Genomic DNA, 21,095 nt, shown 5'->3' on the forward strand with positions numbered 1-21,095 from the left:
GCCAACTTTTAACATACAAAGGACCGCCCTGAGACAGTCCTTTGATTGATTTAACTCATTTGGGCCAGAACAGGCAAGATTGCCATAACCAATGTAGTAATACCATATATCGCGAAATTTTCCATATTCATTTTCCTTTTCCACTTATCACGCCATACTTTATATCTGCTCATATCTTCGTTATTCATGAAAAATCCTCCTCATGACGAAATTTCAATTTACCTTATCTGTCTTTGCTTGTTGGACATTTCCTTCATATATTCCAAGAAGGCAATTCTCTTTTCGTCTGGATAGGCTACAATGTCAGCAATGATTGCCTCTTCAAGAGGTTTCAGTAATCGACCAACCGATTCAGTAAACAATATTTCTAACTCTCTCTTTGTTTCATTAGGATTTCTCACTTCCATCAAAATCACCCTTCCAATTACTTACTAATTGTATATATCCTTTATTCACATAGTGAAACGTAAAAAACCGGCCACCTACACAGGCAGCCGATTGGATTTATTATTTTGTTTCTTTTTCAGTGACACCAACATTGAACCATTTATATTGGCGCTCCGCAAGATAATCATAACCAGAGACACGCTTATTTACTCCAGTCGTAGTGTAACGGAATAATGTTGGAATAATTGGAACTTCTTCATGAATCAGTTCTTGCCACTCATTGTAGGTATCAATACGATATTGATCATCAAACGCTTCCTCTGAGATTCCTTTCGCAAGAAGCTCATCATTTTTGTCGTTCACCCAGCGAGTATAGTTAAATGCTGCGGATTTTGACCAAAGACCAGATGGATCTGGATCGGAAGCAACACCCCATGCCGCTTGATAGATATCAACCTCTTCATTATCTTTTTTCAACAGATCATAGAATGAATTGAACTCATGCAGCCTTCCATCTAGCATTTGAACGTCTAGGCCTACTTCCTGCCATTGTTGAATGTAATAATTGGTAAGCGGTTCAGCAATATCTCCGCCGCTCATGGAAGCGAAGTTGATTTTGAACTCTTTTCCATCTGGGTCTTCACGAAGTCCATCTTTATTTGTATCAACATATCCGGCTTCATCCAAAAGTTTTTTTGCTTTTTCAGGATCATATTCATATGGCTTAACATCTTTATTATTATACTTGAAGTTTGGTGTGATAACTGAGTTGGCAGGGAAACGAAGCCCTTTATACATCTTTTCGCCGACTTCTTCATTATTGATGGCATAAGCCATTGCCTGGCGAAGACGTTTGTCTTCGAATTTCGGGTTGTCCATAACATTTTCTGCTTTTTCCTTATCATAATGACCGAACTTGAAACCAATATAAGAATAAGCTAAATCGACTTTTCCTAATATTTCAACGTTGTCCAATGCTTTTGCCTGGTCATATTGATCAGCAGAAATACTAGCTACATCGATATCCCCATTTTCCAGTGACTTAACAGCAACGGACGGATTCACAACTTTTAAAGTAACGCTGTCCAACTTAGGCGCTCCACGGTGGTACCCTTCAAACGCTTCGAATTCAACTGCTTCACCTTGAACAATTTTCTTCACTTTAAATGGTCCATAACCAATCGGATTTTTACGAATTTTATCAGAAGATTCCAACTTTGAAATTGGAACATCACTTAAGTATTCTTTATGAAGCGGATATGTCCATAATCCAGTTGTTACAGATGGATTTGCTTTCTTAAAAGTAAAGGTGATTTTCTTACCATCTACTTTAATACCCGAAATACTATCCGCTTTTCCGGCATGATACTCTTCCATACCTTCAATTAAAGCCATTTGTTCATCATAGCGTACACCTTTGTAATCCTTGCTCCCCAAGACAAGGTATGCATACTCTAAATCAGCCCCAGTCACAGGCTTCCCATCTTGCCAATTAACATTGTCTTTAATTGTAAGTGTTACCGTTTTATTATCGTCTGAAATTTCATAAGAAGCAGCACCGTCATTTGTGAAAACATAGTTTTCGTCTGTATCCAGTAAATCTTCATCAAGGAATGTGATAACTTGGTTATCCGGATCTCCTTGATAGAAAACTTTGTTTAATATCCCTTCAAACGGGGTATCTGATACCAATCCGTAAGTCAGATGGCCGCCTTCAATCGGCTCTCCCTGATTTGTTGTTTTTGTCGGGAATAGCGATGTATCAACTTGTTCGACATCTTTCCCTTTTTTTTCTTTTGTTGACGATTTTTCTGTATCATTTGAACATGCGGCAAGCAGTAGAGACGATATAGCCAATGCACTTAATACCTTGCTATAACTTTTGATCTTCATGACATACACTCCCCTTTTTTATCCTCTTCTTTGTCTTGCATCTGCGGCGCGTTTTAACGCTTGACCAACAAAATTTATACTCAGCATCAACACTAAAATCATGAGCGATGCGGGTACCCATATCCACCATTTGTTTTCCAAAACATCTGGATTTCGAGCATAACTGATGAGCGTCCCTAGACTCGGGGTACTCTCTGGAAGACCGAATCCTAAGAAAGTCAAACTGGATTCTAGGCCAATATTACCTGCTAGATTCAAAATAAAATTAACTATAATCAGTGAACTGACATTAGGAAGAAGCTGAAAAAGGATGATTTTCCAATGTGGTGTACCAAGTGTTTGTGAGGCGTGAATATAGTCCAACTCACGCTCTGACAAAGCCTTTGAACGAATCAGCCGTGCCTTTCCTGTCCATAAAAACATCGTCATGATTAATATGAAAACATACACATTGAATACTGGTACAATCGTGACTACAACAATGATGAACATCAATTGCGGAAGGGCAATCACAAAATCGATTACACGCATGATCACATTGTCGGTGGCCCCGCCAAAATATCCAGCTAGAAGCCCGAAAGATAAACCAATGATAGCCGTAAATAAGGTAATGAACAAACTGATGGTAAATGAGTTTCTCGTACCGATGATCAGTTGTCCGAATACATCCCGTCCACCATAATCGGTTCCGAGCCAGTAGTCTGAAGATGGTTCCATATAAATGGAGAGGAAATCGACCTTAGCAATTTCCTTGGCATCCATAAAGAACGACGCGCCGTAAACGAAAACCAATATAGCTACTAATATAATCAATGAGCCCATAGCAAGTTTATCCTTTTTAATTTCCTGCCATATGATTTTCATACCTGATGGGCTCACATCTTTCGTTTGAATGATTTTTCCGGATTCTACTTTCATTTCCATACGCTCACCCCGCTCCTATTCTATCCGTATGCGCGGATCGACCGCACTTAGTATGATGTCTGAAAGAAGAGTGCCAAGCAGAGTGGCAAATCCCGTCATCATGACGATGGCCGTCACTACACTGAAATCCCGTAAACTGACGGAACTAAGGAAAAGCTGTCCAAGTCCTGGATAACTAAAAATAGTCTCTATTATGACAGCGCCGCCGATCAACCCAGTAATTTCATAGCCTAAGAATGCTGCAATTGGTAAAAAGGAGTTTCTTAGGATATGCCGTGAATATACGTTGGATTCAGGTACACCTTTTGAACGCGCAGTCCTTACGAAATCCTTTATTTTATTATCAATTATTTCATTTCGTAAATATTGAATTGTACTTGTTGTAGCTATTAAGGCCGTACTTAAAGCCGGTAAAATCAGGTGATTGATCTTACTTACAACATATGCGAATGTACCTTCATCCACTTTGGAATCGACACTGCCTCCAGACGGGAACCAATCCAGGGCAAATCCGAAAACAAATAACATAATTAACGCAAAGATAAATATCGGTGTGCCAAATCCTATATAACTATAACCCGTAACGGTCTTATCCACCCAGGTATCATTATATCTGCCGCTAAGTATACCTAATGGAATGGCAAGCATATATGTAAAGATAAGTGTTACCAACGCAAGGAAAACCGTGTTCCAAAGCCTGTCTTCTATAACATCCATAACCGGCGTTTTATGTGTATAGGAAATACCAAAGTCCCCTTGTACAGCATTAGATGCCCACCTTATATATTGTTGATACCAAGGATCATTCAAGCCCAATTCTTCTCTGAGTCTTTCAAGCTCAGCAGGATTAGCCCTAGGATTGATTTCTTGACCAGACAAGGCATCTCCCGGCATTGCTTTTGCCATCATGAAAACGATAATGCTCAATAAAAAGAGCTGCGGGATCATAACTAAAAAACGCCTGAGGATAAACTTCCACATATCCTTTCCACCTCCTTATTGTAATGCGACTCTATGTGTTGATGAGATTGGCTTCAAGTCGTAAGCACGTCCATTTTCATCGAAAAATTTTGAATAAGACGACTCATACTCTGCTGATAATTTTTTTCTAAGCTGTACTTTTTCCTCACGAACTTCCGGCTCTAAATCCGGAATGGCAGCAATCAGACGCTTTGTGTAAATATGTTGGGGATTTTCATAGATTTCATCGCTATTGCCTTCCTCTACTAATCTACCGCGATACATAACGCCCATCCGATCACACATATGCCGGATTACACCGAGGTCATGACCAACAAATAAATAAGTTAAATTGAACTCCTGTTGGAGATCCTGAAGAAAATTCAACACCTGCGCCTGAACCGATACATCGAGGGCTGATACCGGTTCATCAGCAATAATCAGTTTGGGTTTTAATGTTAATGATCTAGCAATTCCAATCCGCTGGCGCTGCCCCCCTGAAAATTCATGAGGATACTTGTGAATCGATTCCGGACTGAGTCCGACTTTGTCCAAGAAGTCCTGAACGATTTTCTTTTCCTCTGCAGGTGATAACCGTTCAAAGTTCCTCAGCGGTTCGGCAATGATGTCCAGCACCCTCTTCTTGGGATTCAATGATGAATATGGGTCTTGGAAAATCATTTGGATATCTTTTCTGAATGGTTTAATCTCTTTTCTACTTAAAGCTGCTAAATCCCTGCCTTCAAACAGGATTTGTCCGGATGTCACATTATTCAGCTTGACAACTGCCTTACCTGTCGTTGACTTGCCGCTTCCTGATTCTCCTACCAAACCATATGTTTCCCCTTGCTGCAACTCAAAGGACACACCATCAACGGCTTTTACATGATCAACTACTCTTCGGAAAAAACCGCCTCTTATTGGAAAATGCACTTTTAAATTATCTACTTTGAGTAATGTCATGAGTGGATGCATCTCCTTCAGCTTGAAAATAAAATTCTTTATAGCAGGTGCACCGTACAAAGTGATCCTGACTTACCTCGTGAAGATGAGGCGACTCTTCATGAGCTTGTTTAGGAATCCATGGAATACGATCTTGGAACCGACATCCCTTCCTGTCCATTTTTGCTATCGATGGAACAATTCCCTCAATAACGTGCAAACGGTTTTTTTCATTGGTAGCCGAAGGGATTGAATTTAATAGCGACCTAGTATATGGATGAAGTGGATTGTTAAATATCTCTTTAACACTTCCCGTCTCTACTACTTGCCCAGCATACATGACAACAATCCGATCAGCTACCTCTGCTACAACGCTCAGATCATGGGTAATTAATATAATCCCCATTTTGGTTTTACTTTGAATATCTTTCAACAAATCAAGTATTTGCGCTTGAATGGTAACATCTAATGCTGTCGTTGGTTCATCAGCAATAACTAGTGCAGGATTGCAAGCAATGGCAATCGATATCATTGCTCTTTGACGCATTCCGCCTGATAGTTCATGCGGATATTGCTTGTACGTCCGTTCAGGATAAGGGATACCCACTTGTGTTAAGAGTTCGATTGTCCTGTTCTTTTTTTCATCTCTAGAAAGCTCAGTATGATAGTCAAGATTTTCCTCAATCTGTTTTCCGATTGTCATCAGCGGGTTCAATGCTGTCAAAGGTTCCTGAAATATCATCCCTAATTCCTTTCCGCGGACTTTATTCATTTGTGTATCATTCAGTGTAAGTAAATTTTGACCTTTATAATGTATTGTACCTTCTGACTTCGTTCTCTGTTTATTATGTAATTGCATGATAGAAAGGGCCAGTGCGCTCTTTCCACATCCTGATTCTCCAACCACCGCTACAATTTCATTTTCATTTACAGTAAACGAAACATCATCCACCGCTGCATGATATTTGCTCTGAATTCGAAATGAGGTAGTAAGGTTTTCAATTTGCAATATAGCTTTCTTCATCCCTGCTCCCCCTAAACTATTTTTTCGGGAAAATAATAAATCTTCTGATAATTATTTAAAATTTTAATCAATTTTTAACATTTATTCAATAGTTTTGTAGAAAATAATCACATTTTTTTCATATTTTATAACTTTAGGAATATTTTTCTGCAATATAAAAATAGTTTCCTTCATAACTTTTACACAGTAAAGTTATGAAGTCCTATTTATAGCATAGAATAAAACATTTTAATTTTCTTATTTTGAAATAATGATTAAATATTCCACTAAAAATATTAAATCACTTAATTTCACCTAGGGAAAAAGTACTTATTTTGTTACAGTTTGAAAATTTTAATATTTCAGAAAAATTAGCTTAATTGTAAGAATATCATAAAATTGGTAATACTATCATGTATATTTCATATCTCTTTAAAAAACACCTTAAATATTATTTTTAAATGCACTGAAACCTTTTTAAAACTCTTTCGTAGAAACCGGTAGACAATAAATAATGAGGTGATTGAATGTATTCACAAACTGTAAACACATATATGCCATCTGTTATGCGTACCTTTGCTCTTTCTCTCGCAATCTCTGTATTAGGGATGGCTGTTGGAACTCTAGTTCCACCATCCTTATTTCTTCCCTTAGCGATTCTGGAAATTGCTATGCTAATTGGCGCTTTTATCATGCGGAAGAAAAAATCTATTGGCTACACATTCCTGTATAGTTTTACGTTAATTTCTGGGATTACCACCTATCCGATTATTGCACACTATCTTGCCACTGCAGGGGCGAATGTTGTGATGTTAGCCGGGGTGACGACAACAGTTGTATTTGGGGGACTAGCTATTTATGCTACAACAACCAAGAGGGACCTTTCTTTCTTAAGAGGAATGTTGTTTGCCGCCTTGTTAGCTTTAGTAGCCATTAGTATTTTTAACCTTTTCTCACCTTTAAGTTCTACAGCAATGCTAATCTTTTCATTTATTGGGATTCTTGTATTCAGTGGATATATTTTATATGATTTTAATCGAATGAAGCATTACGGGGTTACAGCAGAGGAAGTACCACTTATGGCCTTAAATCTGTATCTTGATTTCATTAACCTTTTTATTAACATCCTACGTTTCTTTGGTATTTTATCTAGCGAAGATTAAAAAAACGGGCATTATCTGCCCGGTTTTTTTATTTATATAGTCCAGGCTCTGATTTTTCAGTCCACGGCTGTTTTACACCAAAGGTACTGGCAATGAACTGAGTATCTTCTCTTCTTTTTTTCCTTACTTGGGCCCGCTGTTTCGCTGATTCGTTTAAATTCATCTCCATTTCAGTCTCTGGAACCAAACGCGGAACCGGTATTGGTTTTCCATCTTCATTGATGGCAACAAAGGTCAAAAAGGAAATAACACATAAGTTCCGGTCTCCCGTAACTAAATCTTCCGCAATAACTTTTACAATGATTTCCATAGATGTTCTGCCCGTATAAGTTACGAAGCTTTCTAAACATACTGCATTTCCTTCGTGAATAGGGTGCAGAAAATCGACAGAATCAGTTGATGCCGTAACGACATTACTTCTCGCATGACGCATCGCAGATATAGCTGCAACATCATCAATGTAAGCCATCAATTTGCCTCCAAACATCGTACCAATATTATTTGTATCCGGCGGGAGAACAAGGCTCGTTTTTATGACCAAAGAGTCCCGGCAATGTTTTATTTCTTCCATGGTGACTGCACTCCTTTATGTCTAATTTCTCACTAGTTAACTTTATCGAATTCTTCACTGTAAAGCAACACACATGCTTATTTTCCTGCTTTTAGTTGGAATTATTCGTCAAAAAATATTTCTACGTTTATTCACTTTTACTGTTCTGTAGGCTCTTTACCTGTTGTAGCTCTCGTAAGCTCCAGCCAAAGGTCATTTGTAGATGAGGATAATCTTTAAAACCTGACCAATCTCCTCCCCATTCAAATCCTAAATCTTTCGCGATAGAGACGACTTCCATCCAATCCGATTCCCCATTATCGTTGCCGTCATATTCCATATTCCAAATAGCCTCCCCTTGTTTGTTAAGGAGTGCAAAATCTATCGCCAATCCAAAATTATGAAGCGACTCCCCTCCTTTTGCATTAGTTACAATGCTTCCAGACTTTAAACGTCCTTTTTCATAGAGGTCATTTTGCTCTTCTAAAGTACGGAATCCAGCCGTTATGATTACCACGATACCTTTTTCATTAGCCTGTTGAATGAGCTTTTCTTTTTTTTCAGCGACTATCGGATGCAACTCGTCAGTCAGTTTAATTTTATCTAGATCGTGGGGGAGCAAATGCTTAAGCATGAACCCTAACAGTAACCCGAAAAAGCCTATTATCAGACATGCCTTTACCCAGTTAACCTTCACTGAACAATCCTTCCTTTACGAATAACTGTCTGAATGAGAAAAACTCAACCAAAAGCGGATGAGTTTTTCTTCTATTATAACTTTGACTTCAATTCTTCTATTTGCAGTAAATGTCGTTTTTCATGCAAACCCACAAACGGAATCCATTGCTTCAAGCTTAATTCTTTAAACAATGGATGAGGGAATGACTTTTGTTCAAGATCTTTTTCATTTGCGCTGTCAACAACTTGTATAAATGCCTGGCGGGATTCGGACAATTTATTCTTAACCTCGTCCAAAGTTTGAAATGCTTCTGATGGAATGACAAATGGCGGCGCCGAGACCTTCACTTCACGATTTAGAGTATACTCTATCGGTTTATCTTCTGCAGGGATACTCTCATCGCTTTTTAACTTGTCGGCAATACTCTTTGTTATCACTCGCTCCATTAAATATAAATGATTCAATACCTGGATAATGCTCCAGCGGCCTTCTTCTGGATGGGCATTCAGCTGTTCATCCGATAAATTGTTAACCGCTTCTAATAGTTCTTCCCTAATTTTTTTGTTATCTTCCATTTTAGCATCTCCTCCCGAAAGCTTAGTTAAACTCCATCAATTATTCCATGTTCTGTATAAAGGTGTAAAATAAAAACACTTTTAGATAGGAAGAAACCGATTTAAAGTTGTCTATTTTTAGAAAAGCTCTATGATAGTCATAAAGGTACTATTCACCTAATACAAATGACTTTTAAAATTCATCAAAGATAGTCAAAATAGGAGTGATCGTTATGAGCGGAGGACATATCCCATTCAGCCACAAAGGACGTAGCGTCATTAATGCAAAGCCTTCCAAAGGAAGCATTTGGACGATGCTCAGGCAAATGTTTAATCGTGTCCCATCTAAATGGAAATTTTCTTCCTTGATATTATGTATAATGTTGTTCATTTCTTTACTTGAGTTCTCCATCCCACAGTTGACTCAGTATACGATTGATGAAATCATTCCCGAAAAAAAATATGACTCCTTGATTTGGGTAGGCACAGGAATTCTTGGAGCTGCTATTTTATTAGCTTTACTAAACTACTTTAACAGCTATATCGTTTCCAAAGTCGGTCAAAAAGCGATTATGGATTTACGGAATAGCATGTATGAACATATTCAAAGGCTGGATATGAAATTCTTTGATAAAAACCGAACGGGTGACTTAATGTCACGGCTGACTAATGATGTCAATTTACTACAACAACTCATCTCTTCAAGCATGCTGCAAGTCGTAACAGACACGGTAACTTTTGTTGCAGTCGCAGTCTATATGCTTTTCATTAATTGGAAACTGACCATTGTCCTTCTTTTTACATTCCCGTTCATGTTCTATATCACAAGGGTATTTGGAAAACGTATTCGGATGTCGTTTAGGTCTGTTCAAAGTTCTGCAGGAGATGTCAGCAACCAGTTACAGGATTCTATCTCAGGAATGCGACTCATTCAATCTTTTACCAATGAAGAATTTGAATCGAAACGTTTCGCAGAACGTAATCATGAAAACATGGTAGCTAACATTAAATCGGTTCGCTTGCGATCCATGTTTGGTCCGGTTATCGATTTATTGAACAATATTGGTCTTGTTGCTGTTATTGTGTTTGGGGCTTGGCAAGTGATGGAAGGTGCATTTACAGTGGGATTAATAGTAGCTTTCCTCGCCTATTTGAGATTACTGCAGAGTCCTGTTCGCAATTTCAGCCGAGTAATCAGCATTGTCCAGCAGTCAGCTGCAGCTTTTGAGCGTATTACAGAAATTATGGAAACACAACCTGAAATCAAAGACAAAGGAAATGCAATTGAGCTTCCTTCAATAAAAAAACAAATTGATTTTCAATCAGTTGATTTTGCTTATGATGAAAGTGTTCCGGTTCTTAGCAATCTAAACTTAACGATGAAAGCTGGTCAAATAACAGCTCTCGTCGGCTCTTCTGGTGCAGGAAAATCGACAATTACAAACCTTTTAATCCGATTTTATGATCCACAACAAGGAACAATCAAAATGGACGGTCTTGATATCCGCGATTTGTCGCTGAAATCTATACGTAGCCAAATGGGGATTGTTTCTCAGGATATCATTTTATTCAATGGTTCAATCCGCGATAACATCGTTTATGGAAAACTTGATGCAACAGATGATGAAATCACTGAATCGGCTAAAGCAGCCAATGCTCATGACTTTATCAGGGCCTTTCCGAATGGTTATCATTCTCAAATTGGAGAGCGAGGCGTCAAACTTTCAGGAGGACAAAAGCAACGAATCGCCATTGCTAGGGCACTTTTGAAGAATCCACAAATCATCATTCTCGATGAAGCGACAGCAGCATTAGATACGGAATCCGAGCATTTAATCCAGGAAGCATTGTCACGTTTATTAGTAAATCGGACTTCAATTGTCATTGCGCATAGATTATCAACCGTTCAAAATGCTGACCAAATAATCGTTCTTGAAAAAGGCAGTGTCCATGAAAAAGGAACGCATAAACAGTTATTGACAAGTAACGGCAGATATAGGCAGCTTCATGACTTGCAATTCCCTCAATTGAAGGCGGCTATTACATAACAACTGCACAACCGCCTTCAATGAAACAGGTCCGATTTATATATAATAAGCCATGTGTACAGAAGTATTGCTTCTGTGCACTTTTATTGAATTTATTTGAAATCATAGCTCTCTAAAATCCGATTGGTTATGAGCTGATACCCTTTTTCATTTGGATGAATTTTATCACTGAAATACTCTTTTTTCTTTTTATTTTCAAATAAATCATTAGTAGGGATAAATATCATTCTTTTATCCTCTTCTACTACCTCGTTTACTGATTGGTTATAATCATGAACGTGCTTTTCAAGTCGTTGATCATCTTTTTTTGGATTATACAGCCCAACTACAAGTATATCCGCTTTTTTGTTTTTCTTTAATAGTGTAGAAAGAATCTTATTTAGATGGTCGATATACTCTCGTTTACCATCATTTATTTTTTGATCACTTATTTTTTTCAAGTTACCTCCATTACTGTTAATCAAGTCGTTTGTTCCAATATAAACAATAAACGTGTCGGCTTTGTCCAATTTCGTGTTAATTTGATTATCTTCAAGCTGATCAATGACACCATCTGTTTCCTGGCCTTTAATACCGTAATTCCAAAAACGGACTTTTTTTTCAGAATCAGGGTTATTCAATTCATCCTCCAGACCTTCTACATAACCTTCCCCATCCTTATCTCCTTTTCCATAGGTTAACGAATCTCCAAAAGCCATCACATCTTCCGACTCTGAAGCCTGAAACTTATATGCAACAAAACAAATAACTAGTACAATTACAAATAAACCTACTATTTTTTTCATTTGTTTCTCCTTATGTTATGTATTTACTATGAAGTATTTTATCTTGTAATTACCCCAAAAATGAACATACTTAACATGAAAAAAATGAATTGTCAGATAAACTGTAAAAAGTGTATGATACAATAAAAGCATTCAATGGAACGGATTTTCGTCAACCTCCTTTTATTCATAAATAGGGTGGGAATCCCATGTTTCTGGAGATTGTATACATAATAAGGATAGGAGTTAAAATGATGGATCAGTATATAGATTTTAGGGATGCAGAACTAACAGATTTACCAAGAGTAGTCGAAATATATAATTCGACTATTGCTTCAAGGATGGTCACTGCAGATACAGAACCTGTTTCAGTGCAATCGAGGCTTAAATGGTTTGAGGAACATCATTCAGAAAAACGACCGCTTTATATTATTACATTCGAAGGGAAAACTGCTGGATGGATGAGTTTTCAATCTTTCTATGGTAGGCCAGCCTATGATTCCACTGCCGAGATCAGCATATATATTGATGATTATTTCCGGGGAAAAGGAATTGGACAAATTTCGATTCAAAAGGCAATTGAAGTGAGTCCAAAATTAGGAGTTAAGACACTACTTGGTTTTATATTTGCTCACAATACACCGAGCATAAGACTGTTTTCTAAATTTGGTTTTGAAGAATGGGCGCATTTACCTCAAGTTGCCGAGCTAGATGGTATTGAACGGGATTTAGTAATCCTTGGTAAGCGTGTTAATATTTGAATTTCATTATTTAAAAGCTATTGCCTTCATTCAGCAGTAGCCTTTTTTAGTTTAAATGAAGGAATCTATTTTAAAGTCACTGACGAAATTTAAAAATCACTATAAACTTTCTTAAGCAAAAAATATTCTGATTTTCTTTTATTTGGTATAGCATTTAACAGCGAATCCAATTCTTGACTTGCTTGAACAGTTAGAAGGCTTGTAAAACCATAATCAGCTGCCAATTTAATCATTTCCCGTCTCTTTTCTTCTATTCTTTCTACGGTTATCTGTGGGGGCATCTATAGTCACTTCCTATTTATTCAATTTTCTTACACTTTTTATGATAAAGAAATAAATAGTTAAAATCAACCATATATGGAAATCAAAATGTGTTATTCCACAAAATAAATGTGACAAAAAGCCTATTCTATTCCCTGTTTGTGTCTTTTTTGTGACATTTTATATTCTTGACAAATATAAAAAAGCATTCACTCATGTACACTGCGAATGCTTTAATAATATTCATCAGATTAAATAATATTTTAAGATAGTAAAGTATTTTAAGAACTCTTACTATGTCATCCACTCTGAAGGAGACTCGATATTAGGTCTATTTATAACAATCTTATATTCATCTTCAAGCACTTTTAAAGGAACATCATAAAGATGTCTTTCATCAGAGGTTTTATAAACTCCATTCGCTAATAACTCTTCAATCAGCAATGCCTTCCTCTGTTCAATTCTCTTAAATAATTCTGCCATGTAAATGGCTCCTTTCCTTGTCTTCATCAGCCCGCCTTCATATGAGCTAAATTGTAGTAACAGGTATCATTTTCACCAAATTATATCTTTTCTATTATGTCACTAAACGTTATTTCACAAAAATAAAAGCCTCTTCTAATTCAAGAAGAGGCTTACAGTAGTCCGTTCGGCTCTTCTTATCTTCCAAGCGTATGCTTGTTGGATGTAGCACAGTTCCCAAAATGGGTCTGCTGCCGAGGTTTCTTTGGGCCAAGTCCCTCCACCTCTCTGGATAAGAATTCAATATATAAATGATGTAGACATGATTTTATCCCAATATTCTTCAAAAGTCAATCACATGGTTCTCCCTTTTTTTGATAGGTATTCTCTATAGACCCCATTCAAATTGGGTTGCAATTTCCTGGCTTTCTGATATGATGTCAGTAATTACATACATTCACACCACTAGGGGAGTCTTTTTAAGACTGAGATGGAATTTGTTCCGGACCCTTTGAACCTGAACCGGATCATACCGGCGGAGGGAAGTGGATGATATCGTCTTTAAACACATGACTTTATCCATCTGCCCCGCTCCGTATTTCAGGAGCGGTTTTTTTTTCAGATGGAAAAGGTGAATAATTAGACTGCTAGGGGAGCACTTTTGCTGAGAATCAAACCCTTTGCACCTGATCTGGTCATACCAGCGGAGGGAAGCAGGCTGTAAGAAGGAATTTGCTTCTTCCTCGGTAACAGCCGCTTTCTTTCAGAGAGCGGTTTTTTTGTTTATCAGATAGTGTATGCATACTTTACAATTTTAGTAAATTTTAAATTTCAAGGAGGATGTACCATGGAGAATACAAAATTAGAAACCTTCAGTGATAGACTTCATGAACGGGCAAAAGGAATCTGGAAAAGGAACCATACACATCCCTTTGTTCAGGCGATTGGAGATGGGACGCTTTCAGAAAAGAAATTTGCCTATTACCTAAAGCAGGACTATATCTATCTTATGGATTATTCCAAACTCTTTGCGTTAGGAGTCATCAAAGCTCATAATCTCGAAACCATGGCTAAGTTTGCAAGTATTTTGAATGAAACCCTTCAAGTAGAAATGGATATCCATCGACATTATGCTTTGGAATTCGGAATCAGCTCAATCGAATTGGAAAATACAGAACCTACTCCAACCACTCTAGCTTATACGGGTTACATGCTAAATGCAGCCCAAAATGGGACTTTGGCCGACCTGATTGCCTGCCTCCTTCCATGCGCTTGGGATTATTATGAGATCGGCTTGCTATTAAAAGAACAAAATGGTGAAGCATTAGAAAACAATCGCTATGCTGATTGGATTAAATCATATTCGTCTCCTGAATTCGGTAAAGCACACAAATGGCTGATTGCTTTGTTGGAAGAGTTAACAGAAGGCATGCCTGAAAAGGAACTTCTTAGATTAGAGAAGCATTTTTTGGTGACTTCCCGTTATGAATATTTATTCTGGGATATGGTTCAAAATGAGCAGGATTGGCCACTGTAGGATGTTGTCATGATGATGAATCCAATCAAGAAAATGACGTTGACTGCCATGATCACGGCCATTACTACCATAACTAGTTCATTCATTTTCATCCCGGCCGGATTTGCAAAAATCTTTCCGATTCAGCATCTGGCAAATGTCATGACAGCCGTTTTATTGGGACCGGCTTATGCGGTAACACAAACTTTTTTAGTTTCCATCATTAGAAACATGTCTGGTACAGGTTCAATTTTCGCCTTTCCGGGCAGCATGATCGGTGCACTATTGGCTGCCGTCCTTTATCGAAAAACACAAAGCTTGAAATTCGCTTGTTTAGGGGAAGTGATAGGGACCGGCATTCTTGGATCCCTAGCTTGTTATCCCCTTGCTGTCCTCCTATTGGGAGAAAAAGCAGCTATTTTTGGTTTTTTACCAGCTTTTATGCTTAGTTCATTCGCAGGTGCCATTTTAGCTTTCATTTTACTGAAAATACTTTTAAAAAATAATTATATGAAGGGGTTTTTTATGAAAACAGCGTTAACCATCGCAGGCTCTGACTCAGGGGGCGGTGCTGGAATACAAGCTGATTTAAAAACATTTTCTGCACATGGGGTTTTTGGAATGTCTGTCATTACAGCTGTAACGGCACAAAATACAATGGAGGTACGTTCAGTACAAGCTATAGATACAGGTATCATAACGGATCAAATTGCAGCTATTTTTGAAGATATACACGTCGATGCAGTAAAAATAGGTATGCTTGGATCAAAAGAAATAGTTGAAACAGTCGCCGCGTCTCTAAATACCTTCTTACCCGCAATCGTTATCCTTGATCCTGTCATGATTTCCAAAAGCGGCCATCATTTGCTCGATGAAAAAGCTGTCTCTGCTTTAAAAACAGAATTACTGCCGCTTGCAACACTTGTAACACCGAATGTACCCGAAGCCGAAGTCCTTACTGGCTTGTCGATTCGAACGAAGCAAGATTTTTACGAGGCTTGTATATCAATTAAAGAACTTGGGGCAAAAGCGGTTTTACTTAAAGGAGGCCATTCAGCAGGGAATCCAAATGATCTTTTTTATGACGGAACTGACTTTTTCTGGATTAAAGGAGAACGCATTCATACAAAAAACACCCATGGGACAGGCTGTACTCTGTCATCCGCCATTACATCCAATCTGGCAAACGGACTACCTTTAAGACAATCCATTGAACAAGCCAAGACATATATTTCTGAAGCCATACGAAATAGCTTTTCACTCGGTAAGGGGCACGGACCCGTCCATCATTTTTATTCATTTTCAAAAGAAGAAAGGAGTGATTTAATATGATTGTTTCCGTTTCAGACTTATTCTTTCAGGTCAGAGAAAGTAAACCGCTCGTTCACCAAATCACTAACTTTGTTACGGTCAATGACTGTGCCAATGCCACTCTTGCCATCGGTGGTTCACCTGTTATGACATCTAGCCCAAGAGAAGTCGAGGAGATGGTCAAATTGGCTGATGCTCTGGTCCTGAACTTCGGTACGATTGATGATAAAGCCTTGGAAGCAATGGAGATTGCCGGTAAGACAGCGAATTCCCTTAATATCCCAGTTATTTTGGACCCAGTGGGAGTTGGTGCAACTTCCTATCGTACAGAACAAGTGGCAGAGCTCCTGAAGAAAGTTACCTTCCAAATCATCCGCGGAAATGCGAGTGAAATCCATCGGTTAATGGGTGGGGATATCGTTACACGTGGAGTGGATTCAGGTGAACTTGCGATTAGCAATGCAGAACTGGCAGCACGTGCGGCTAATAAATTGCATTGTGTCGTCGTAGTGAGTGGCGCCAAAGATGCTGTTAGCGATGGTAAAAATACGTCCATTATCGATAATGGTAATCCTCTATTAACGAGTGTTACAGGTACTGGCTGTATGGCTACTGCTCTTATCGGAACTTTTTCCGGAGTCACAGACAATTTCTATGCTGCGGCAGTTGCCGGGATCTCAACAATGAGCATTTCCGGGGAACTTGCTGCTGCAAAACTTCAAAAAGATGAAGGAACTGGAACGTTTCGTGTGCGATTAATCGATGCGATATCAAGAATAGATAAGGAAATTTGGATAAATGAGGTGAAATTATATGAAGAAGTCTCAAATTGATTTAAGCCTATATTTAGTGACAGAAGAGTCCATAGCAATAGAAGATTTGACCAAAATCATAGCAGAGGCGGTTTCTGGAGGAGTCTCGATCGTACAACTTAGAGAGAAAAACAATTCCTCCCTCTCCTTTTATAAAAAAGCTTCTGCATTAAAACAGTTACTACACGAACTTTCTATTCCGCTGATCATTAATGACCGGGTAGATATAGCACTTGCTGTTGGTGCAGACGGAGTTCATATCGGACAGGATGACCTTCCACTTTCAGTCATCAAACAATTAGTGCCTGACAATATGATTATCGGTGTATCAGTCTCAACTCTAGAAGAAGCTATCGAAGCCGAACAAAATGGAGCGGACTATATCGGTGTTGGTTCTATTTTCCCTACGAAAACAAAGCAAGATGCAACCTTAATGGCAAACGGAGAACTTGAGAAAATTTGCCGCAGTATATCGATTCCTGCAGTAGCTATCGGAGGTATTACCGCCGAAAATATCTCATCTCTTTCAGAAAGTGGAGTATCTGGTACAGCGGTAGTTTCCGCAATCATGAATGCAAATAGTCCACAGAGTGCCGCTGAATTCCTTTTAAGCATAATAAAAGACTTTAAGTAATAAAAAGAGAGGGACTAAATTTAGTCCCTCTCTTTTATGTTATGTCAAAATAGTATTCTTTGTCTCTTTTCCAAAAGCTACGACAACTGCCCCCACTAAAATAGCAATTGTAAATATAGTGAAAATTGTTGAAATTGGTGTACCTGCAGCAACTAAATAACCGACAAGCAATGGTCCCAAGACACCGCCAATTCGACCAATTCCAGCAGCTAAACCAGTACCTGTACCTCGAACTGCCGTTGGATACTGTTCTGGAGTATACGCATAGAGCGCACCCCATGCACCTAAATTGAAGAATGATAGGAACATCCCGGATACGATTAAGAGTGCTAACTCTTCTGCTGAACCAAAGAAAAATGCACTGACAGCCGTTCCAATTAAGTATGTGATCAAAACGAATTTACGTCCTATCTTCTCAATCAACCATGCAGCTGAAAAGTATCCTGGAAGCTGAGCTAGCGTCATAATCAAGACATATTCAAAGCTTTGAATCATACTGAAGCCTTTTAAGACCATGACACTTGGCAGCCATAAAAACATTCCATAATAAGAGAAGACCACGCAAAACCATAGAATCCACAACACGAGGGTCTGACGTGAATATTCCTTTTTCCAAACGCTTTTCATATTATTGAGTACGGATGGCCTCTGCTTCTTTTCCAGTTCCGTATACTTAGGTGAATCTGGTAGTTTCAAACGCAGATAAAGCGCATATAAAGCTGGAACAGCACTTAATAATAATGCAACGCGCCAGCCATAGACCGGAATGATGAAAAAAGAAATAAGTGCTGCCAATATCCATCCAACAGCCCAAAAACTTTCAAGAAGCACGACAACTTGTCCCCTTTTACTCGCTTCAACACTTTCAGAGACAAGTGTCGAGGCAACCGGAAGTTCTCCTCCGAGCCCCATTCCAATCAAAAATCGCAAAATCAAGAACAAACTAAGTGTACTGACTGCTGCAGACAAACCGCTAGCAATAGAAAATAATAATAATGTAATAATAAAGACGTTCTTTCGTCCAACCCTATCTGCCATTGCTCCAAAAAAAACAGCCCCCACAGCCATACCAATGGAGTTAATACTGCCAATCCACCCAACCTGTTCACTGGTTAAGTTCCATTCCTGTTTCAACGCAACAATAATGAAAGAAAGCATACCCACATCAAGTGCATCAAACATCCATCCGAGACCCGCTACACCAAGTAATTTACGTTGCGATATAATTTTCGCATTATTTCCCATATGAATCCTCCTGAAAAACTTTAGAACTTCTATTTATTTTATCCCTTCTTAATTTTAACTATTAAATATCATTTTCGCTATAGTATTTACAGATGTCATGACAAAAAACACATATTTCTTTGTGAAATTAAGAAGAAACACTTATAACTAGTTGTTTATTGAGATAATTATTATGTCGAATAATAATGATTGAATATTCTTTTTTTTTCATTTATGATAAAAATTGGCATAAATCAAAGCGTTATCAATAAGTCAGCATGTTTTGCCCAATTAAACCATTATATTCAGGAGGGTAATTATGACAAATCTAACGTTAGAGGTAAGTGGAAAGTTGCAAAAATTTTTAACAGGACCTAAAAAGCTTTTTATTAATGGTCAATTTGTAGAAAGTGTTTCAAAGAAAACCTTCTCCACTCCAAATCCTGCCACAGGACAAAAACTTGCCGATGTATTTGAAGCAGATAAAGAAGATATTGACTTAGCCGTTAAAGCAGCACGCAAAGCATTCGATGAAGGTCCTTGGTCAAAGATGAGCGCAGCTGCCCGCAGTAGGCTAATGTATAAACTAGCAGATTTAATGGAAGAAAATAAAACAGAGCTTGCGCAGTTAGAAACATTGGATAATGGGAAACCCATCAGTGAAACAACCAATGCTGATATTCCATTAGCCATTGAACATATGAGATATTTTGCCGGCTGGTCGACTAAGATTGTTGGACAGACTATTCCGGTAAGCGGAAATTACTTTAACTACACAAAACACGAAGCTGTAGGTGTGGTAGGTCAAATCATCCCTTGGAACTTCCCACTCCTAATGGCGATGTGGAAACTCGGTGCAGCACTTGCTACAGGTTGTACAGTTATTCTAAAACCTGCTGAGCAAACTCCATTATCTGCGCTTTATTTGGCTGAACTAATCGCTGAGGCTGGTTTCCCGGATGGAGTCGTCAATATCGTTCCTGGTTTTGGTGAAACAGCTGGACAAGCTCTTGTCGATCATCCACAGGTCAATAAAATTGCATTTACCGGTTCTACTGAAGTTGGAAAACTAATCATGCGCTCTGCCTCCTATTCATTGAAACGTGTCACGTTGGAACTTGGCGGAAAATCACCAAACATTATCCTTCCAGATGCAGATTTCTCGAAAGCTATTCCTGGTGCTTTGAATGGTGTTATGTTTAACCAAGGCCAGGTATGTTGTGCCGGATCTCGGGTTTATATTCAAAAGAAACACTATGATAATGTTGTTGCCGATATGGCTAGCCATGCTAAAAATATTAAACAAGGGGTAGGCTTAGATCCGAATACACAAATTGGACCGCTTGTTTCTCAGGAACAGCAAAACCGCGTTCTTGGCTATATTGAAAAAGGGAAAAATGAAGGTGCAGAAGTCCTTGTCGGTGGAAGTAAACCGGGTGAAGAAGGCTATTTTGTTTCTCCTACTATATTCGCTGGTGTAGAAGAGGAAATGACAATTGCCAAAGAAGAGATTTTCGGTCCGGTTATTGCGGCAATGCCTTATGAGGATTTAGACGATGTTATTAACCGTGCCAATGCCAGTGAATATGGATTAGCTGCCGGTTTATGGACAAGTGATTTAGCCAATGCCCATTATGTGGCAGGAAAACTTCGTGCAGGTACCGTTTGGGTGAACTGTTATAACGCATTTGATGCAGCTTCCCCATTCGGTGGTTACAAACAATCTGGAATCGGACGTGAAATGGGATCCTATGCACTTGATAACTATACTGAAGTAAAAAGCGTCTGGGTCAATCTAAATAAGTAATTTTTTATGTTATTTTAAAGAGAGGGTCTCAAAGGGGACCCTCTTTCTTATAGTTCACACATTTTTATTTGGATAATCACTTTAGAGTCTTTACCTATTTACAATAATAGTTATAAAAAGGAGGCATTTTTTCCTAAGTTTGAAATTGCTATTAATTTTTCAGTATATCATGGTCCACATAACGTTCTCCTATGATTTCACTGAGGAGATTAATGGCCAACTTTAGCTCCATCACCAGCTGTAATTAATATTCTTATGAAGCTGAGTCCAACCCACTGGGGTTTGAATTCAGCTTCTTCCTAATTAAGATATACTCCTCCTTTATTGAGTTACAATATATTCCGCACTGTTTTTTCTATACAATGGAGTAAAAAGTTTCTTTTTTAATAAACAATCAGTACAATTATAAATGTAGAAAATGGAAAAGGAGTTTATAAATG

The 21,095-nt window shown here is 38.3% G+C and carries 22 protein-coding genes, 1 pseudogene and 3 riboswitches; of the genes and pseudogenes, 8 read left to right on the top strand and 15 right to left on the bottom strand.

Annotated features, from left to right (window positions below; genetic code table 11):
* Positions 1–50 precede the first annotated feature (50 nt).
* The 7 genes from JFU50_RS02620 to JFU50_RS02650 form a co-directional block, all read right to left on the bottom strand.
* Complete coding sequence (locus JFU50_RS02620; protein ID WP_201181697.1) at positions 51–188, bottom strand: hypothetical protein; 138 nt, start codon at positions 186–188, stop codon at positions 51–53.
* A 30-nt stretch (positions 189–218) separates the two neighbouring features.
* A complete protein-coding gene (locus tag JFU50_RS02625; protein ID WP_201181698.1) occupies positions 219–407 on the bottom strand; it encodes a hypothetical protein in 189 nt (62 codons plus the stop codon).
* 100 nt (positions 408–507) lie between these two features.
* Entirely contained in the window at positions 508–2,280 is a 1,773-nt protein-coding gene (gene opp4A, locus JFU50_RS02630; RefSeq protein ID WP_201221578.1) for an oligopeptide ABC transporter substrate-binding protein, read from the bottom strand.
* An 18-nt stretch (positions 2,281–2,298) separates the two neighbouring features.
* On the bottom strand, positions 2,299–3,198 hold the full coding sequence (locus tag JFU50_RS02635) for an ABC transporter permease (protein WP_201183392.1): 900 nt from the start codon (positions 3,196–3,198) through the stop codon (positions 2,299–2,301).
* A 21-nt stretch (positions 3,199–3,219) separates the two neighbouring features.
* Positions 3,220–4,185, bottom strand: a complete 966-nt coding sequence (gene opp4B / locus JFU50_RS02640) for an oligopeptide ABC transporter permease (protein ID WP_201181702.1) — start codon at positions 4,183–4,185, stop codon at positions 3,220–3,222.
* 15 nt (positions 4,186–4,200) lie between these two features.
* Positions 4,201–5,127, bottom strand: coding sequence for an ABC transporter ATP-binding protein (locus tag JFU50_RS02645; protein ID WP_056530750.1), 927 nt, complete (start codon positions 5,125–5,127; stop codon positions 4,201–4,203).
* Positions 5,105–6,130: an ABC transporter ATP-binding protein gene (locus JFU50_RS02650; protein ID WP_201221580.1), complete on the bottom strand. Its 1,026-nt coding sequence runs from the start codon at positions 6,128–6,130 to the stop codon at positions 5,105–5,107. Before JFU50_RS02650 ends, JFU50_RS02645 begins: the two co-directional genes overlap by 23 nt.
* 506 nt (positions 6,131–6,636) lie before the next feature.
* On the opposite strand from JFU50_RS02650, the gene JFU50_RS02655 reads away from it, so the two are divergent.
* Positions 6,637–7,272 (top strand): Bax inhibitor-1/YccA family protein, encoded by a 636-nt coding sequence (locus tag JFU50_RS02655; RefSeq protein WP_053345082.1) that lies wholly within the window; start codon positions 6,637–6,639, stop codon positions 7,270–7,272.
* Between the two features lie 28 nt (positions 7,273–7,300).
* Here JFU50_RS02655 and JFU50_RS02660 read toward each other — a convergent pair whose 3' ends face one another.
* The 3 genes from JFU50_RS02660 to JFU50_RS02670 all read right to left on the bottom strand — a co-directional run bounded on the left by JFU50_RS02660 (position 7,301) and on the right by JFU50_RS02670 (position 9,076).
* The gene (locus tag JFU50_RS02660) at positions 7,301–7,843 is read right to left on the bottom strand and encodes an acyl-CoA thioesterase (RefSeq protein ID WP_201221582.1); all 543 of its coding nucleotides are present in this window, start codon (positions 7,841–7,843) and stop codon (positions 7,301–7,303) included.
* A gap of 127 nt (positions 7,844–7,970) precedes the next feature.
* Positions 7,971–8,519, bottom strand: coding sequence for a M15 family metallopeptidase (locus JFU50_RS02665; protein WP_446728108.1), 549 nt, complete (start codon positions 8,517–8,519; stop codon positions 7,971–7,973).
* Between the two features lie 74 nt (positions 8,520–8,593).
* Positions 8,594–9,076, bottom strand: a complete 483-nt coding sequence (locus JFU50_RS02670; protein WP_201181706.1) for a DinB family protein — start codon at positions 9,074–9,076, stop codon at positions 8,594–8,596.
* Between the two features lie 212 nt (positions 9,077–9,288).
* Between JFU50_RS02670 and JFU50_RS02675 the strand changes: the two genes are divergently transcribed.
* The gene (locus JFU50_RS02675; protein ID WP_201221584.1) at positions 9,289–11,103 is read left to right on the top strand and encodes an ABC transporter ATP-binding protein; all 1,815 of its coding nucleotides are present in this window, start codon (positions 9,289–9,291) and stop codon (positions 11,101–11,103) included.
* Between the two features lie 92 nt (positions 11,104–11,195).
* Here JFU50_RS02675 and JFU50_RS02680 read toward each other — a convergent pair whose 3' ends face one another.
* Positions 11,196–11,888, bottom strand: coding sequence for a DUF459 domain-containing protein (locus JFU50_RS02680; RefSeq protein ID WP_201221586.1), 693 nt, complete (start codon positions 11,886–11,888; stop codon positions 11,196–11,198).
* Between the two features lie 233 nt (positions 11,889–12,121).
* On the opposite strand from JFU50_RS02680, the gene JFU50_RS02685 reads away from it, so the two are divergent.
* Positions 12,122–12,628, top strand: coding sequence for a GNAT family N-acetyltransferase (locus tag JFU50_RS02685; RefSeq protein ID WP_201221588.1), 507 nt, complete (start codon positions 12,122–12,124; stop codon positions 12,626–12,628).
* Positions 12,629–12,717: 89 nt separating this feature from the next.
* Here the strand turns inward: JFU50_RS02685 and JFU50_RS02690 are convergent, their stop codons facing one another.
* Both JFU50_RS02690 and JFU50_RS02695 read right to left on the bottom strand, forming a co-directional pair.
* Positions 12,718–12,909, bottom strand: coding sequence for an aspartyl-phosphate phosphatase Spo0E family protein (locus tag JFU50_RS02690; protein WP_201221590.1), 192 nt, complete (start codon positions 12,907–12,909; stop codon positions 12,718–12,720).
* A 274-nt stretch (positions 12,910–13,183) separates the two neighbouring features.
* A complete protein-coding gene (locus tag JFU50_RS02695) occupies positions 13,184–13,399 on the bottom strand; it encodes a Fur-regulated basic protein FbpA (protein ID WP_082527750.1) in 216 nt (71 codons plus the stop codon).
* Between the two features lie 146 nt (positions 13,400–13,545).
* A riboswitch (SAM riboswitch) is annotated at positions 13,546–13,650 on the bottom strand.
* A 158-nt stretch (positions 13,651–13,808) separates the two neighbouring features.
* Positions 13,809–13,912, top strand: a riboswitch (TPP riboswitch).
* A 78-nt stretch (positions 13,913–13,990) separates the two neighbouring features.
* Positions 13,991–14,080: riboswitch (TPP riboswitch) on the top strand.
* A 118-nt stretch (positions 14,081–14,198) separates the two neighbouring features.
* On the opposite strand from JFU50_RS02695, the gene tenA reads away from it, so the two are divergent.
* Genes tenA through thiE form a run of 4 tightly spaced genes read left to right on the top strand, consistent with a single transcriptional unit; the run spans position 14,199 to position 17,624 of the window.
* Entirely contained in the window at positions 14,199–14,888 is a 690-nt protein-coding gene (gene tenA / locus JFU50_RS02700) for a thiaminase II (protein WP_201221592.1), read from the top strand.
* Between the two features lie 12 nt (positions 14,889–14,900).
* The gene (gene thiD, locus JFU50_RS31720) at positions 14,901–16,199 is read left to right on the top strand and encodes a bifunctional hydroxymethylpyrimidine kinase/phosphomethylpyrimidine kinase (protein WP_201221594.1); all 1,299 of its coding nucleotides are present in this window, start codon (positions 14,901–14,903) and stop codon (positions 16,197–16,199) included.
* Complete coding sequence (gene thiM / locus JFU50_RS02710; RefSeq protein ID WP_201221596.1) at positions 16,196–17,011, top strand: hydroxyethylthiazole kinase; 816 nt, start codon at positions 16,196–16,198, stop codon at positions 17,009–17,011. Before thiD ends, thiM begins: the two co-directional genes overlap by 4 nt.
* Positions 16,992–17,624, top strand: a complete 633-nt coding sequence (gene thiE / locus JFU50_RS02715; RefSeq protein ID WP_201181721.1) for a thiamine phosphate synthase — start codon at positions 16,992–16,994, stop codon at positions 17,622–17,624. The genes thiM and thiE overlap by 20 nt, the downstream gene beginning before the upstream one ends.
* 39 nt (positions 17,625–17,663) lie before the next feature.
* Here the strand turns inward: thiE and JFU50_RS02720 are convergent, their stop codons facing one another.
* Positions 17,664–18,869 carry an MFS transporter gene (locus tag JFU50_RS02720; protein ID WP_201181724.1) on the bottom strand — a complete coding sequence of 402 codons (1,206 nt, stop codon included), beginning with the start codon at positions 18,867–18,869 and terminating at the stop codon, positions 17,664–17,666.
* 298 nt (positions 18,870–19,167) lie between these two features.
* On the opposite strand from JFU50_RS02720, the gene JFU50_RS02725 reads away from it, so the two are divergent.
* Positions 19,168–20,655: an aldehyde dehydrogenase family protein gene (locus JFU50_RS02725; protein ID WP_201221598.1), complete on the top strand. Its 1,488-nt coding sequence runs from the start codon at positions 19,168–19,170 to the stop codon at positions 20,653–20,655.
* A gap of 151 nt (positions 20,656–20,806) precedes the next feature.
* On the opposite strand, the pseudogene JFU50_RS31895 reads toward JFU50_RS02725, so the two are convergent.
* A pseudogene (locus JFU50_RS31895) lies at positions 20,807–20,912 on the bottom strand (pyridine nucleotide-disulfide oxidoreductase); the annotation flags it as partial.
* Positions 20,913–21,095 lie beyond the last annotated feature (183 nt).

The sequence above is a fragment of the Peribacillus sp. TH14 genome (assembly GCF_016651145.1).
GTDB lineage: Bacteria > Bacillota > Bacilli > Bacillales > DSM-1321 > Peribacillus > Peribacillus butanolivorans.

Excerpts from the sequence above, each read along its gene's own strand:
- opp4B (WP_201181702.1), bottom strand. The coding sequence starts at position 4,185 with ATGTGGAAGTTTATCCTCAGGCGTTTTTTAGTTATGATCCCGCAGCTC.
- JFU50_RS02660 (WP_201221582.1), bottom strand. The coding sequence starts at position 7,843 with ATGGAAGAAATAAAACATTGCCGGGACTCTTTGGTCATAAAAACGAGC.
- thiD (WP_201221594.1), top strand. The coding sequence starts at position 14,901 with ATGATGAATCCAATCAAGAAAATGACGTTGACTGCCATGATCACGGCC.
- opp4A (WP_201221578.1), bottom strand. The coding sequence starts at position 2,280 with ATGAAGATCAAAAGTTATAGCAAGGTATTAAGTGCATTGGCTATATCG.
- JFU50_RS02620 (WP_201181697.1), bottom strand. The coding sequence starts at position 188 with ATGAATAACGAAGATATGAGCAGATATAAAGTATGGCGTGATAAGTGG.
- JFU50_RS02695 (WP_082527750.1), bottom strand. The coding sequence starts at position 13,399 with ATGAAGACAAGGAAAGGAGCCATTTACATGGCAGAATTATTTAAGAGA.
- JFU50_RS02720 (WP_201181724.1), bottom strand. The coding sequence starts at position 18,869 with ATGGGAAATAATGCGAAAATTATATCGCAACGTAAATTACTTGGTGTA.
- tenA (WP_201221592.1), top strand. The coding sequence starts at position 14,199 with ATGGAGAATACAAAATTAGAAACCTTCAGTGATAGACTTCATGAACGG.
- JFU50_RS02655 (WP_053345082.1), top strand. The coding sequence starts at position 6,637 with ATGTATTCACAAACTGTAAACACATATATGCCATCTGTTATGCGTACC.
- JFU50_RS02635 (WP_201183392.1), bottom strand. The coding sequence starts at position 3,198 with ATGAAAGTAGAATCCGGAAAAATCATTCAAACGAAAGATGTGAGCCCA.
- JFU50_RS02670 (WP_201181706.1), bottom strand. The coding sequence starts at position 9,076 with ATGGAAGATAACAAAAAAATTAGGGAAGAACTATTAGAAGCGGTTAAC.
- JFU50_RS02680 (WP_201221586.1), bottom strand. The coding sequence starts at position 11,888 with ATGAAAAAAATAGTAGGTTTATTTGTAATTGTACTAGTTATTTGTTTT.
- JFU50_RS02650 (WP_201221580.1), bottom strand. The coding sequence starts at position 6,130 with ATGAAGAAAGCTATATTGCAAATTGAAAACCTTACTACCTCATTTCGA.
- thiE (WP_201181721.1), top strand. The coding sequence starts at position 16,992 with ATGAAGAAGTCTCAAATTGATTTAAGCCTATATTTAGTGACAGAAGAG.
- JFU50_RS02675 (WP_201221584.1), top strand. The coding sequence starts at position 9,289 with ATGAGCGGAGGACATATCCCATTCAGCCACAAAGGACGTAGCGTCATT.
- JFU50_RS02685 (WP_201221588.1), top strand. The coding sequence starts at position 12,122 with ATGGATCAGTATATAGATTTTAGGGATGCAGAACTAACAGATTTACCA.
- JFU50_RS02625 (WP_201181698.1), bottom strand. The coding sequence starts at position 407 with ATGGAAGTGAGAAATCCTAATGAAACAAAGAGAGAGTTAGAAATATTG.
- JFU50_RS02725 (WP_201221598.1), top strand. The coding sequence starts at position 19,168 with ATGACAAATCTAACGTTAGAGGTAAGTGGAAAGTTGCAAAAATTTTTA.
- JFU50_RS02645 (WP_056530750.1), bottom strand. The coding sequence starts at position 5,127 with ATGACATTACTCAAAGTAGATAATTTAAAAGTGCATTTTCCAATAAGA.
- thiM (WP_201221596.1), top strand. The coding sequence starts at position 16,196 with ATGATTGTTTCCGTTTCAGACTTATTCTTTCAGGTCAGAGAAAGTAAA.
- JFU50_RS02690 (WP_201221590.1), bottom strand. The coding sequence starts at position 12,909 with ATGCCCCCACAGATAACCGTAGAAAGAATAGAAGAAAAGAGACGGGAA.